Raw genomic sequence first — 13,111 nt, forward strand, 5'->3', positions numbered from 1 at the left:
GCGCCTACTCCGGTGCGCCGATGTTCAACTCGTCCGGGTGGGCTCCGACGCGGACGCCGTCGTCCATCGTCTCGATCTCGCTGAGGTCCTGCTCGCTGAGCTCGAAATCGAACACGTCGATGTTCTCGCGGATCCGCGACTCGTGGACCGACTTGGGAATGACGATCAGCCCGCTCTGCAGATGCCAGCGGATCAGCACCTGGGCCGGGCTCTTGCTGTGCCGGTCGCCGATGCGGGTGATGATCGGATCCGTGAGCAGCGTGTTCGGCTTCGAATTGTCGCCCCACCCCGAATTGCTGGTGCCGCCGAGCGGGCTCCACGATTCGACGGCGATGCCGTGGTCGACGGCGAACGTCCGGATCTCCTGCTGCGCCAGATGCGGGTGCAACTCCACCTGATCGACCGCCGGAACGACGCCGCCCCGGTCGATCAGCAACTGCAGGTGACGCGGTTCGAAATTGCACACACCGATCGCCTTCGCGCGACCCGACTCGGCGATCTTCTCCAGCGCATCCCACGTGCGGAGGATGCGGTCGTCGTCCTGCAGCGGCCAATGGATCAGGTACAGGTCGACATAATCGACGCCGAGACGTCCGAGGCTGGCGTCGAACGCCTTCAACGCCGGTTCGTAGCCCTGATCGGCGTTCCACAACTTGGTGGTGAGAAAGATGTCTTCGCGGGCGACTCCCGAGTTCGCGATGCCACGGCCCACCCCTTCCTCGTTGCCGTATGCGGCGGCGGTGTCGATGTGCCGGTAGCCCGCCTCGTCCAGGGCGAACCCGACGGCGTGTTCGGTCTCGTCGTTGTCCGCCTGCCAGACTCCCAGGCCGAGCTGCGGGAGGATGGTTCCGGAATTCAGCACGATGCTGGGTACTCGAGGACTCATGCTGTCCAGGCTATCGACTGTGGTGGGGTCGTGAGGGGTACATGCGCTGCCTGGCATCATGCGGAGGTGACGCAAATTCGGCTGTTGGCGACGGACCTCGACGGCACCCTGCTGCGGTCGGACCGCACGATCTCCCCTCGCACCGCGCAGGCCATGGAGGACGCGCGACTGTCGGGGGTCGAGATTGTGTGGGCGACGGCCCGCGCCCGGCACTCGGTGCACGAGCTGGCGCAGTCGTGCGGATTCCGGGGCAAGGCGATCTGCGCGAACGGGGCGGTGGTCCTCGACCTGGCCGACGGAACCCCGGTGATCACGGCGACGACGACCATCGCGATGGCGTCGGCCGCGGCGGCGATGGACCGGGTGCGGACGTTGATGCCCGGTGTCGTGTTCGCGAACATCGGCCCGACGCGCTTCGTCGCCGAACCGGCGTACGCGGCCTTGTGCGAGTTCGCCGACCACCACCGGCACCCGCACGAGATGATGTTGTCGGAACTGCTGCCCGACATCGACGAGCCGATGGTGAAGATCGTCGCCCGGCACCCGGAGGTTCCCAGCGCGGAGCTGTACCGGGCGGCGGTGGCGGCCGGCGTCGACGGCGTCGAACTGACGCACTCCGGCGCCCCGTATGTCGAGATGGCGGCGTCCGGCGTGTCCAAGGCGAGTGCGCTCGCGGAGCTCTGTGCGGTCGACGGGATCTCGACGGAGGAGGTCGCCGTGGCCGGGGACGCCATCAACGACGTCCCGATGCTGATGTGGGCGGGCACGGCACTCTGCCCGTCCAACGCGCTGCCGGAAGTCCTCGCCCTCGCCGACCACGTCCTGCCCAGCAACGACGAAGACGGGGTCGCCAGCTACCTGGAGGGGCTGCGCCCGTGAGCGGTTAAGGAGTGCAGAGACTCGTTAACCACGCACGGGCGGCGAAGCCGCCTACAGTCCGGCCGCCGAGGCGAGTTCGGGCAGGTACTCGCGCGGCTGCCCGAACAGCTGTGCACTCCCGTGTGCACGTTTGAAGTACAGCTGCGCGTCGTGTTCCCACGTGATCGCGATGCCGCCGTGCAGCTGGACGGCCTCCGCCGCGACGTGCTGCAGCGCCTCCGAGCAGTACACCTTCGCGATGACCGCGTCCTCGTGCGTCCCGGACAGCGCCGCGGCGTACGACATGGACCGGGCCGTCTCGACGAGGGCGTACATGTCGGCCATGCGGTGTTTGAGCGCCTGGAACGACCCGATTGCCCGGCCGAACTGCTTGCGCGACTTCGCGTACTCCACCGTCTGCTCCAGCGCCGCGGACGCCGCGCCCACCTGTTCCGCCGACAACGCGACCAGCGCGACCGTGCGCACCTGGTCGACGAGGTCGGTGGGGGAGACGAGCCTGCGCGCCGCGGCCCCGTCGAACGTCACCTCCGACAGCGGACGCGTCGGGTCCATCGCCGGGACGCGACGACGCGTGACGCCGTCCGTCGCCGACTCGACCTCGAACAGGCCTTCGGACGTGAGAACCAGCAGCACGTCCGCGACGTCACCGCCGAGCACGTACGACGCCGTCCCCGACAGCGCCTCGCCCGACGCGGTGACCCCGAAACCGGACCAGCCGTCCGCACCCGCCCAGCACAGCGCGGCCACCGAACCCGCCGCGATGCCGGGCAGCAGTCGGGCACACGCGTCATCGTCCCCCGACAGCACCAGCGCCTGCGCGGCCAGCACGGCGCTGCCCAGCATCGGCGACGGCGTCAGCGTGCGGCCCAGCTCTTCTTGCACCACATGGACTTCCAGCAGCGACGCCCCGACACCGTCGTACTTCTCCGGAACGGCGAGGGCGGCGACGCCGATCTGCTCGCACAACTTGGACCACAGCGCGTCGTCGTAACCGTGGTCGGTGGTGATCGCCCGGCGGACGGCGGCCGAGTCGGAATGCTTACCCAGCAGATCCCGGACCGACGACCTGAGTGCGGCCCGCTCCTCGTTGTCGAAACTCATGACACACCCACCAGTGAATCGACGACGCGGCCGCGGTGGAACGCCGGGGTGCCCCAAGCGGTGACCAGTGCCCGGACCTTGGTGAGCCACAGCGAGAGGTCGTGCTCCTGCGTGTAGCCGATGGCGCCGTGCACCTGCAGCGCCACCCGCGCCGCCCGGTACGCGGCATCCCCGCACGCGACCTTCGCCGCCGCGACGTCCCGGGAACTGTCGGCGGACTCGTCCCGCACCGCCATGGCCGCACCGTGCAGCAGCGGCCTCGACATCTCCAGCCCGACCGCGACCTCGGCGAGGTGATGTTTGACAGCCTGGAACTGTCCGATCACCTTGCCGAACTGCTTGCGCTGCTTGGCGTAGTCGGTGGTGACGTCGAGCAGGGTCTGCCCGAGTCCCTGCAACTGGGCGGCGGTGGCCAACGCCCCGAGATCGAACGCGGGCGCGAAGCCGGCGTCGCCGAGGGCGTCCCCGGCGGTCAGTGGGAACAGCCGTCGCGACTGATCCACCGAGTTCTGCACCGCCCCGGCCTGCCCGAGGCTCACCGTCGCACCGTCGACGAGCACGACCAGATCGGCCGAGTCCGCATCCACGGCGAACGGCACGTGCGGCGCGGCCGCGACCGTGGCGAGCGAACCGGATGCCAACGCCGCCAACCGGTCCGGAGCCACCTGCGCGAGCAGGGCCGGCACGACCGCGACGGTCTCGGCCACGGGGCCGGGAACGGCATGGCGGCCGAGTTGTTCGACGGCCACGACGAGGTCGACGGCGTCGGCGCCCAGTCCGTCGTGCTCGTCCGCGATGAGCAGTCCGTTGACTCCGGTCTCGGCGAGGCGCTGCCACACCTTCAGGCCCGGACCCGTGTCGCCGGTGTTCCACGACCGGATCACCGCCGGCATGTCCGACTTCGACAGCAGGGCGTCGATGCTGGACGCGAAGTCCTGATGGGAGGAGTCGAGTGTGAATCTCATCGATCCGCCTTCGGTAGGCCGAGCAGCCGCTCGGCGATCACGTTCTTCTGAATCTCGTTGGTGCCGGCATAGATCGGACCGGACAGGGAGAACAGGTAGCCGTCCATCCAGTTGTCCGCAAGCTCCGCCGAGGCGCCTTGCAGTTCGAGTGCGGTCTCGTGGGTGGTGATGTCCCATTCCGACCAGAACACCTTGTTGATCGACGATTCGGCGCCCAGCTGCCCGCCATCGGCGAGCCGGGTGACGGTGCCGAACGTATTCAGCTGGTAGGCGCGGGCACCGATCCAGGCGTCGGCGACCTTGTTTCGCAGGGCCGCGTCGTCGGTGAGTCCGCTGTCCCGGAACAGTTCGACGAGCCGGTCGACGGTCGCGAGGAAACGGCCCGGGCTGCGCAGCGACAGTCCGCGTTCGTTGGACGCGGTGCTCATTGCGACGCTCCAGCCTTCGTTCACGCCGCCGATCACTCCGGACTCGCCGGGGTTCGCAGGGTCGTCCGGGACGAAGACGTCCTCGAGGAAGATCTCCGCGAAACCGGGCTCGCCGTCCAGCTGATCGATCGGGCGCACGGTGACACCCTTCGAGCGCAGGTCGAACATGAAGTACGTGATGCCCTTGTGTCGCTGGGCGTCCGGGTCGGACCGGAACAGCCCGAAACCCCAGTCCGCGAAGCTCGCCCGCGAACTCCACGTCTTCTGCCCGTTCAGCACCCAGCCGCCGTCGACGCGCCGGGCGGTGGAACGGAGCGACGCGAGGTCGCTACCCGACTCCGGCTCCGACCAGGCCTGCGCCCAGATGTCGTCGGCGCGGGCCATCCGCGGCATGATGCGGGTCAACTGCTCGGCGTTCGCATGCTCGAACAGTGTCGGAGCGAGCAGGAAGATGCCGTTCTGGCTGACGCGTCCGGGCGCACCCGAGCGGTAGTACTCCTCCTCGAACACCACCCATTCCAGCAGCGACGCGTCCCGTCCGCCCAGTTCCTCCGGCCACGACACCACCGACAGCCGGGCGTCGGCGAGAGTGCGTTCCCACTCGCGGTGCGCCTCGAAACCCTCCGCGGTATCCATCGACGGCAGCGGCTCGGCGGGAACGTTGTCGCGCAGGAAGGTCCGCACCTCCTCGCGGAAGGCGACGGTGGCGGCGTCGAACTCGAGATCCACTTACTTCGCCCCTTCGTTCGAGTTGCGTGCACTGGCCGCCATCGACTTGGCATCCATGCCGCCGAGCGGATCGGTGTCGATCTCGGCGTTGTGCGCGTGCGCGAAGTGGTGGAGACCGAAGACGGAGTCCATACCGTTCCGCATGCCCATCTGGTCCTCGCACTGGTTGACAGCCTTCTTGGTGAGCGCGAGACCGAACCGGGGCATGGCGGCGATGCGTCCGGCGATCGCGAGCGTCTCCTGCTCCAGGTCCTCGCGCGGCACGACGCGGTTGACCATGCCCACCTCGTAGGCGCGCTGCGCGGTGAACCGGTCGCCGGTGAAGAGGATTTCCTTCGCGAACCGCGGTCCGAGCATCCACGGATGCGCGAAGTACTCGACCCCCGGAATGCCCATACGTACGACCGGATCGGAGAAGAACGCGTCGTCCGACGCCACGATGAGGTCGCACACCCACGCCAGCATCAGACCGCCGGCGATGCAGGCACCCTGGATCATCGCGATGGTCGGCTTCGGGATCTCGCGCCAGCGACGGCACATCCCGAGATAGACCTCCATCTCGCGCGCGAACCGCTGGTCGCCACCCGGCTTGTCGACGTGGTCCCACCACATCACGGCCTTGTTGTCGTACTGCACGTGATGGTCCCGGCCCGGGGTCCCGATGTCGTGCCCGGCGCTGAAGTGCTTTCCGTTGCCGGCAAGGACGATCACCTTCACGTCGTCGTCCTCGACGGCCCGCTCGAACGCGGCGTCGAGGGCGTACGTCATCACCGAGTTCTGGGCGTTGCGGTAGTCGGGGCGGTTGAGCGTCACGAATGCGACACCGTCACGCACCTCGTAGGTGACGACGTCACCCTCGTCCGGAACCGTCATTTCTTCTCCTCACGCAGAACGTTTTTCATGACCTTCCCGGAGGGGTTCCGGGGGAGGGAGTCCACGAAGCGCACCGACCGGGGCACCTTGAAATTGGCGAGTCGCTCCTTGCAGAACGCGACCACGTCGTCCTCGGCGAGCGTGACGCCCGCCTTGGCGACCACGTAGGCCCGCCCGACCTCGCCCATCCGCTCGTCGGGCACACCGACGACTGCAGACTCCGCGACGCCGTCGAGTCGGGCAAGAGCGTTCTCCACCTCAGCGGGATACACGTTGAAACCGCCGGAGATGTACATGTCCTTGAGGCGGTCGGTGATGTCCACGTAACCGCGGTGGTCCAGGGTTCCGACGTCGCCGGTGTGCAACCAGCCGTCCGCATCGATGGTCTTGGCGGTCGATTCGGGGTCGTCGAGATAACCGAGCATCACGTTCTCGCCGCGCACCAGGATCTCGCCCTGGTCGCCGATCCGGACCTCCATCCCGGGGATGGCGCGACCCGACGTGGTCGACACGGTCACCGGGTCGTCGTCGGTCCGGCACATCGTGACCACCACCGCCTCCGTCTGACCGTAGGCGGTGAGGACGGCGTCGAAGCTCAGCTCCGACTGCATCCGTTCCACCAGTGCGACCGGAACCGCGGCCGCGCCCGTGATCGCGACCCGCAGGCTGGACAGGTCGTACTTCGGACGGTCCGGGTGGTCCAGGATCGACTGGAAGATCGTGGGGGCGCCGGGGAGCACGGTGATCTGCTCGTCGTGCACGGTCGCCATCACCTTCGGCACGTCGAACACCGCCATCGGGACCACCGTCGCCCCGTTCAGCAGACACACCAGGAACCCGGCCTTGTACCCGAAGGTGTGGAAGAACGGGTTGATGATCAGGTAGTTGTCGTCGGAGGTCACCTCGGCGCACTCGCCCCACGCCTGCGCGATGCCCACCGACTGCCGGTGCGCACTCATCACGCCCTTGCTACGGCCCGTCGTGCCCGACGTGAACATGACGTCGGAGACGTCGTCGGGGGAGACGGCGGCCGCGCGGACGTCGGCCTCGGCGCGCGTGTCCTCGTCGGCGAGGGCGAGGAAGTCGTCGAAGTCGAAGACGCCGGGCACCTCGGCGTCGCCGCCGTCGACCGGAACCCGGACGACGGTCGGCAGGTCGAGGGTGCTCGACTCGTCGCGCAGCGCCGCGTACCGGTCGGTGCCGAGGAAGTTGCCCGCGACCACCAGTGCGGTGGTCTTGGTGCGCTCGAGAATGTCGAGGGCCTCGGTGGCCGTGTACCGGGTGTTGATCGGGACGAGAGTCGCGCCGGCGTAGTGGATGCCGAGCGCCGCGACCACCCAGTGATACGTGTTGGGCGACCACACCGCGACGTGATCGCCGGGTCGCACGTCCTGTGAGCTGAGTGCTGCGGCGAAATCGCGGACACGGTCGTGCAGTTGTGTGAAGGTCAGACGGACGTCGCCGTCCGCCACGGCTGTGAGCTCGCCGAATTCGCGTGCGGCCCGTTTCAGGGCGGACGGGGTGGTTGTCGGTTGTTCGGTCACTGGGCTCCCTACCTACCTAGCAAGTGCTTGGTAGGTTATCTTACAGACGTGGACCAGAGCGAGAGCCCGGACGGGCTGATCACCGACGACGACTTTGCGCAGACCGTCAGGACGTGGCTGAACGACAACCTCACCGGCGACTTCGCCCGGCTGAAAGGTAAAGGCGGCCCCGGCAGCGAGCACGAGTTCTTCGGGGAACGGCTCGCCTGGGACCGTCATCTCGCCGCGGCGGGATGGACGTGCCTCGGCTGGCCGAAGGAGCACGGCGGGCGCGGAGCCACGCTGGCACAACAGGTGGTGTTCCATCAGGAGTACGCGAAGTCGGGGGCGCCGGCGCGGGTCAGCCACGTCGGCGAGGAACTGCTCGGGCCGACGCTCATCGCGTTCGGCACCGAGGAGCAGAAGCGCCGCTTCCTTCCCGGGATCAACACCGTGACCGAACTGTGGGCACAGGGCTACTCCGAACCGGGCGCCGGTTCCGACCTCGCCAACGTCGCCACCACCGCGCGCCGCGACGGCGACAAGTGGGTGATCAACGGGCAGAAGGTCTGGACGTCCCTCGCGCACGTCGCCCAGTGGGCGTTCGTCCTCTGCCGCACCGAACCGGGATCCAAGCGGCACCGGGGCCTGAGCTTCCTGCTCGTCCCGCTCGACCAGCCCGGCGTCACGGTCCGGCCCATCCAGCAGTTGACCGGCACGTCCGAGTTCAACGAGGTGTTCTTCGACGACGCCGTCACGGACGCGGATCTGGTGGTCGGGGAGCCCGGCGACGGCTGGCGGGTCGCGATGGGTCTGCTGACGTTCGAGCGCGGCGTGTCCACGCTCGGGCAGCAGATCGGTTTCGCCCGCGAACTGCAGGGCGTCGTCGACCTCGCGAAGGCCAACGGTGCGGCGACCGACCCGAACATCCGCGAGAAGATCTCCCGCGCGTGGGTCGGACTGCGGGTGATGCGGGCGCACGCCCTGCGCACCCTGGAAGCGGTCGACGCCGGGACCTCCGGCGCGGAGGCGTCCGTCGCGAAGCTGTTGTGGGCCAACTGGCATCGAGACCTCGGTCAGCTGGCCATGGACGTGCAGGGCGCGGCGTCGCTGCTCGCCCCGGCCGATCCGTCGTCCGACGTCACGGACCCGGAACATCTGGAACTGGGCGAGTGGCAGCGACTGTTCCTGTTCACCCGCGCCGACACCATCTACGGCGGATCCAACGAGATCCAGCGCAACATCATCTCCGAGCGCGTGCTCGGACTTCCCCGAGAGGCCCGTTCATGACTACTACTCCGCTCGCCGCCGCGCCCGTCGAGACTCCGGGCCACGACCTGTTGAAAGGCAAGAAGGTCGTCGTCACCGCCGCGGCGGGCACCGGCATCGGATTCGCGTCCGCGCGCCGCGCCCTGCTCGAGGGCGCCGACGTGCTGGTGTCCGACTGGCACGAGCGTCGCCTCCTCGAGACCAAGGAGAAACTGGCCGCCGAGTTCCCCGGGCAGGCGGTCGAGGCGCTGACGTGTGACGTGTCCAGTACGGAACAGGTGGACGCGTTGATCTCCGGGGCCGCCGACGCGCTGGGCAGGATCGACGTGCTCGTCAACAACGCCGGACTCGGCGGCGAGACCCCGCTCGTCGACATGACGGACGAGGAGTGGGACCGCGTCCTCGACATCACGCTGAACGGAACGTTCCGGGCCACCCGCGCCGCGCTGCGCTACTTCAAGGGGGTCGAGCACAACGGCGTACTGGTCAACAACGCGTCCGTCCTCGGGTGGCGGGCGCAGCACTCGCAGGCGCACTACGCGGCCGCGAAGGCCGGCGTCATGGCGCTGACCCGGTGCAGCGCGATCGAGGCCGCCGAGTACGGCGTCCGGATCAACGCCGTCGCGCCGTCCATCGCGAGGCACGCCTTCCTCGCGAAGGTGACCAGCGAGGAACTCCTCGACAAGCTGGCGTCCGACGAGGCGTTCGGCCGCGCCGCCGAGGTGTGGGAAATCGCCGCCACCATCGCCGTGCTCGCCAGCGACTACACCACCTACCTCACCGGTGAGGTCGTGTCGATCTCGTCGCAGAGGGCGTAGCCGCCCTGTGCGTGGTTAACGAGTGTCTGGACTCCTTAACCGCGCACGGGGCCGAAGGCCCTAACAAGCGCTTGGTTGATAGGATGTGACGATGACGCCACCCCCCGCCGACGACACGTCCGGCAAGTCCGGACGCCGGACCGAACTCCTCGACATCGCGGCCACCCTGTTCGCCGAACGCGGCCTGCGGGCCACCACCGTCCGCGACATCGCCGACGCCGCGGGCATCCTGTCGGGCAGCCTGTACCACCACTTCGACTCGAAGGAGTCGATGGTCGACGAGATCCTACGGGGCTTCCTCGACGACCTGTTCGGCAAGTACCGCGAGATCGTCGCGTCCGGACTCGACAGCCGCGCGACCCTCGAAGCACTGGTCACCACGTCGTATGAGGCGATCGACGCGTCGCATTCCGCGGTCGCGATCTACCAGGACGAGGTGAAGCACCTCGTCGCCAACGAGCGTTTCGAGTACCTGTCCGAACTGAACACCGAATTCCGCGAGCTGTGGATGGGTGTGCTCGACGCGGGTGTGAAGGACGGCAGCTTCCGGTCCGACATCGACGTCGAGCTCGCCTTCCGATTCCTCCGCGACACCGCCTGGGTCGCCGTCCGCTGGTACCGGCCCGGTGGCTCGGTCACGGTCGACACCGTGGCCAAGCAATACCTCTCGATCGTCCTCGACGGACTTGCGAGTCCCCATCACTGACTAGGAGTTTCACATGACCGAGGCCTACATCGTCGACGCCGTCCGCACACCGATCGGCAAGAAGAACGGCGGCCTGTCCGGCGTGCATCCCGCCGACCTGGGTGCGCACGTCATCAAGGCCCTCGTCGAGCGCACGGGCATCGACCCGGCCGGTGTCGACGACGTCGTCTTCGGTTGCGTCGACGCGATCGGCGGGCAGGCGGGCAACATCGCCCGCACCGCGTGGCTGGCCGCCGGCTACCCGGAAGAGGTCCCGGGGGTCACCGTCGACCGGCAGTGCGGGTCCAGTCAGCAGGCCGTGCACTTCGGTGCGCAGGCGATCCTGAGCGGCACCGCCGACCTGATCGTCGCCGGCGGTGTGCAGAACATGAGCCAGATCCCGATCGCCTCGGCGATGGTGGTCGGTCAGCAGTACGGATTCGACACCCCGTTCGGCGGATCGACGGGCTGGACGGAACGCTACGGCGACCAGGAGGTGTCGCAGTTCAACGGCGCCGAACTGATCGCGGACAAGTGGGACATCAGCCGCGAGGAACTCGAGCGCTGGGCGCTGCAGAGCCACGAGCGGGCGCGGACGGCCATCGCCGAAGGTCGCTTCGACCGCGAGATCGTCCCGTTCGGTGACGTGACGACGGACGAGGGTCCCCGCGAGACCAGCCTCGAGAAGATGGCGGCGCTGAAGACCCTCACCGACGGGGGACGTCTCACGGCCGCGGTCGCGAGCCAGATCTCCGACGGCGCGAGCGCGGTGCTGCTGGCCTCACCGGAAGCGGTCGAGAGGTACGGCCTGACCCCCCGGGCCCGCATCCACCACCTGAGCGCCCGCGGCGCCGACCCGATCTTCATGCTCAGCGCGCCGATCCCGGCCACGCGCTACGCGCTGGAGAAGACGGGTCTGAGCATCGACGACATCGACCTGGTCGAGATCAACGAGGCCTTCGCGCCGGTCGTCCTCGCATGGATCAAGGAGATCGGCGCCGACCCGGCGAAGGTCAATGTCAACGGCGGCGCGATCGCCCTCGGCCACCCACTCGGCGCGACCGGCACGAAGCTGATGGCCACACTCCTCAACGAACTCGAGCGCACCGGCGGCCGCTACGGTCTGCAGACCATCTGCGAGGGCGGCGGCACAGCCAACGCCACCATCATCGAACGCCTGTGAGTACTTGTTAACCGCGGGCGGTTAACAAGTACTCACAGGTCAGGTGCGGGCATGACCGGCGATGTCCTCCGTGAAGGCCCGCATCATCTCGGCGGTGAGGGTGGGACGCACCGTGTCGATCACGTCCAGATAGTCCTGGGTGCCGGCATGGCAGCGTCCACCCGAATCGACGCTGCACTCGAAGGTCGCCTGCGCCACGGTCCGTGCCGCATGCGCGACATCGGCGGGCGTGTAGCCCTCGGTCGCGGCGACGAGGGCGGACACGTCGACCTGCTCGTTGCCGAGATAGCGCTCCCACAGGGCGTGACGGGCCTCCGCGTCCGGCGCGCCGATCGGCAGCACGTAGTCGAAACGTCCGTGTCGAAGGAACGCATCATCCAGTGCTCGAACGGAATTGGTGGCGCACACCAGTAGCCGCCCGCCGCGTTCACGGAAGTTGACGATCGACTTCAGCAGTTCGTTCACCACCCCGACGGATTGCGACCCGGGCCGGCGCCGCGCCGCCACCTCCTCCACCTCGTCGATGAAGACGACGACGTGCTCGAGTTCGCCCATCGACGCGAACGCCTCCCCGAGGCCGGCAGCGAGACCGCTCTCGGCGGCCGCGAGCCGCGACGGGAACAGTTCGACGAACGGCCAGCCGAGCCGGCTGGCGATGGCACGCGCGAACGTCGTCTTCCCGGTTCCCGGCGGGCCGAACAGCACCACCGCGCGGGGTGCTGCCACCCCGTGGTCGGCGGCCAGCGCCGGCCGGGACAGCGGCAGCACGATCTTGCGTTCGATCAGCGATTTCTCCCGCGTCATGCCGGCGACCTGTTTCCACAGTCCGGCGGTCGGCACCGCACCGCCGAGCGTCGCCAGAAGCCCGGCCGTGCGGGGCGACACCGTCCCGAGCTTCTCGTAGTACGTGACTCCGGTGCGGGCCGTGAATCCCGAATTGGTCAACGCCGTCGCACCGGTCTCCCCTTCGGGGAGGAGGGCGGTCACCCGCCGGACTCCTCTGGCGAGGAGCCGGTGCTCGAGCTGCGACAACAGGGCGCTGCCGAGCCCTTGCCCACGCCATTCGGGATCGAGGGAGATCCGCATGACCCAGGCGCGGTCCTCGTCGACGCGAGCGACCGCCGTCCCGATGATGTGCCCGTCCCTCGTCGCGACGACCGCGGGGTGACGATTCAGCAGACTCCCGACCACGTCCGAGAGCGCGAACAGGGGCAGCTGGTCCGTGGTGGTGGAACTGCTATCCATGCGCACGACAGCCTCGAGATCCTCCGGTTCGAAGTCTCGGATGGTCCAGGCGTCCATGCGCCCTCCCTGAAGTGGATGGCGGAACCTCAGACTACGTCTGCCGTGAGTACTTATTAACCGCGGGCGGTTAATAAGTACTCACGGGCGGGAAGCGCTACGCTCGAATCCACAGGTGACGAGTCCTGAACGGGGCCGTGATGCACGAGTTGGCAATCACCCAGAGCGTCGTCGACGCCGTCTGCGAGACCGCCGCGGGACGGACGGTCCACAGTGTGCGCGTACAGGTGGGGGCGTTGACGGCCGTGGTCGCCGATTCGATGCAGTTCTGTTTCGAACTGGTCACCGAAGGGACCGTCGCGCACGGTGCCCGTCTCGACATCGACCACACCCCGGGCGGTGCGCACTGCCGTGAGTGCGGCGAGGATTTCGCGCTCACGGACCTGGTGTTGCTGTGCCCGTGCGGAAGTGCGGACGTGGAGGTCACGTCGGGTCGGGAACTACGAATCCTCTCGATGGAAGTGAGCTGA

General features: G+C 68.2%; 13 protein-coding genes. 6 read left to right on the forward strand and 7 right to left on the reverse strand.

Annotation, left to right across the window (positions count from 1 at the left end; translation table 11 throughout):
- Positions 1 to 4 precede the first annotated feature (4 nt).
- Positions 5 to 886 carry an aldo/keto reductase gene (locus CJ177_RS25550; RefSeq protein WP_025431798.1) on the reverse strand — a complete coding sequence of 294 codons (882 nt, stop codon included), beginning with the start codon at positions 884 to 886 and terminating at the stop codon, positions 5 to 7.
- A 66-nt stretch (positions 887 to 952) separates the two neighbouring features.
- On the opposite strand from CJ177_RS25550, the gene CJ177_RS25555 reads away from it, so the two are divergent.
- Entirely contained in the window at positions 953 to 1,765 is an 813-nt protein-coding gene (locus CJ177_RS25555; protein ID WP_095868927.1) for an HAD family hydrolase, read from the forward strand.
- Between the two features lie 51 nt (positions 1,766 to 1,816).
- On the opposite strand, the gene CJ177_RS25560 is transcribed toward CJ177_RS25555, so the two are convergent.
- The 5 genes from CJ177_RS25560 to fadD3 are packed head-to-tail and all read right to left on the reverse strand — an operon-like array spanning position 1,817 to position 7,405.
- Positions 1,817 to 2,866: an acyl-CoA dehydrogenase family protein gene (locus CJ177_RS25560; RefSeq protein WP_095868928.1), complete on the reverse strand. Its 1,050-nt coding sequence runs from the start codon at positions 2,864 to 2,866 to the stop codon at positions 1,817 to 1,819.
- Complete coding sequence (locus CJ177_RS25565) at positions 2,863 to 3,831, reverse strand: acyl-CoA dehydrogenase family protein (protein WP_095868929.1); 969 nt, start codon at positions 3,829 to 3,831, stop codon at positions 2,863 to 2,865. The genes CJ177_RS25560 and CJ177_RS25565 overlap by 4 nt, the downstream gene beginning before the upstream one ends.
- Positions 3,828 to 4,988, reverse strand: a complete 1,161-nt coding sequence (locus CJ177_RS25570; RefSeq protein ID WP_095868930.1) for an acyl-CoA dehydrogenase family protein — start codon at positions 4,986 to 4,988, stop codon at positions 3,828 to 3,830. The genes CJ177_RS25565 and CJ177_RS25570 overlap by 4 nt, the downstream gene beginning before the upstream one ends.
- The gene (locus CJ177_RS25575; RefSeq protein ID WP_005244687.1) at positions 4,989 to 5,861 is read right to left on the reverse strand and encodes an enoyl-CoA hydratase; all 873 of its coding nucleotides are present in this window, start codon (positions 5,859 to 5,861) and stop codon (positions 4,989 to 4,991) included.
- Complete coding sequence (gene fadD3 / locus CJ177_RS25580) at positions 5,858 to 7,405, reverse strand: 3-[(3aS,4S,7aS)-7a-methyl-1,5-dioxo-octahydro-1H-inden-4-yl]propanoyl:CoA ligase (RefSeq protein WP_095868931.1); 1,548 nt, start codon at positions 7,403 to 7,405, stop codon at positions 5,858 to 5,860. Before fadD3 ends, CJ177_RS25575 begins: the two co-directional genes overlap by 4 nt.
- A 48-nt stretch (positions 7,406 to 7,453) precedes the next feature.
- Here fadD3 and CJ177_RS25585 point away from each other — a divergent pair, with 48 nt between their 5' ends.
- The 4 genes from CJ177_RS25585 to CJ177_RS25600 all read left to right on the forward strand — a co-directional run bounded on the left by CJ177_RS25585 (position 7,454) and on the right by CJ177_RS25600 (position 11,339).
- The gene (locus CJ177_RS25585; RefSeq protein WP_095868932.1) at positions 7,454 to 8,674 is read left to right on the forward strand and encodes an acyl-CoA dehydrogenase family protein; all 1,221 of its coding nucleotides are present in this window, start codon (positions 7,454 to 7,456) and stop codon (positions 8,672 to 8,674) included.
- Positions 8,671 to 9,471: an SDR family oxidoreductase gene (locus tag CJ177_RS25590; RefSeq protein WP_095868933.1), complete on the forward strand. Its 801-nt coding sequence runs from the start codon at positions 8,671 to 8,673 to the stop codon at positions 9,469 to 9,471. The genes CJ177_RS25585 and CJ177_RS25590 overlap by 4 nt, the downstream gene beginning before the upstream one ends.
- Before the next feature lie 91 nt (positions 9,472 to 9,562).
- On the forward strand, positions 9,563 to 10,177 hold the full coding sequence (locus tag CJ177_RS25595) for a TetR/AcrR family transcriptional regulator (protein ID WP_061042321.1): 615 nt from the start codon (positions 9,563 to 9,565) through the stop codon (positions 10,175 to 10,177).
- A gap of 13 nt (positions 10,178 to 10,190) precedes the next feature.
- Positions 10,191 to 11,339, forward strand: a complete 1,149-nt coding sequence (locus CJ177_RS25600) for an acetyl-CoA C-acetyltransferase (RefSeq protein ID WP_095868934.1) — start codon at positions 10,191 to 10,193, stop codon at positions 11,337 to 11,339.
- 39 nt (positions 11,340 to 11,378) lie between these two features.
- Here CJ177_RS25600 and CJ177_RS25605 read toward each other — a convergent pair whose 3' ends face one another.
- The gene (locus CJ177_RS25605) at positions 11,379 to 12,641 is read right to left on the reverse strand and encodes an ATP-binding protein (RefSeq protein WP_025431801.1); all 1,263 of its coding nucleotides are present in this window, start codon (positions 12,639 to 12,641) and stop codon (positions 11,379 to 11,381) included.
- A 140-nt stretch (positions 12,642 to 12,781) separates the two neighbouring features.
- On the opposite strand from CJ177_RS25605, the gene hypA reads away from it, so the two are divergent.
- A complete protein-coding gene (gene hypA, locus CJ177_RS25610; RefSeq protein ID WP_005244680.1) occupies positions 12,782 to 13,111 on the forward strand; it encodes a hydrogenase maturation nickel metallochaperone HypA in 330 nt (109 codons plus the stop codon).

Source organism: Rhodococcus sp. ACPA1 (assembly GCF_002300195.1).
Lineage (GTDB): Bacteria > Actinomycetota > Actinomycetes > Mycobacteriales > Mycobacteriaceae > Rhodococcus_F > Rhodococcus_F opacus.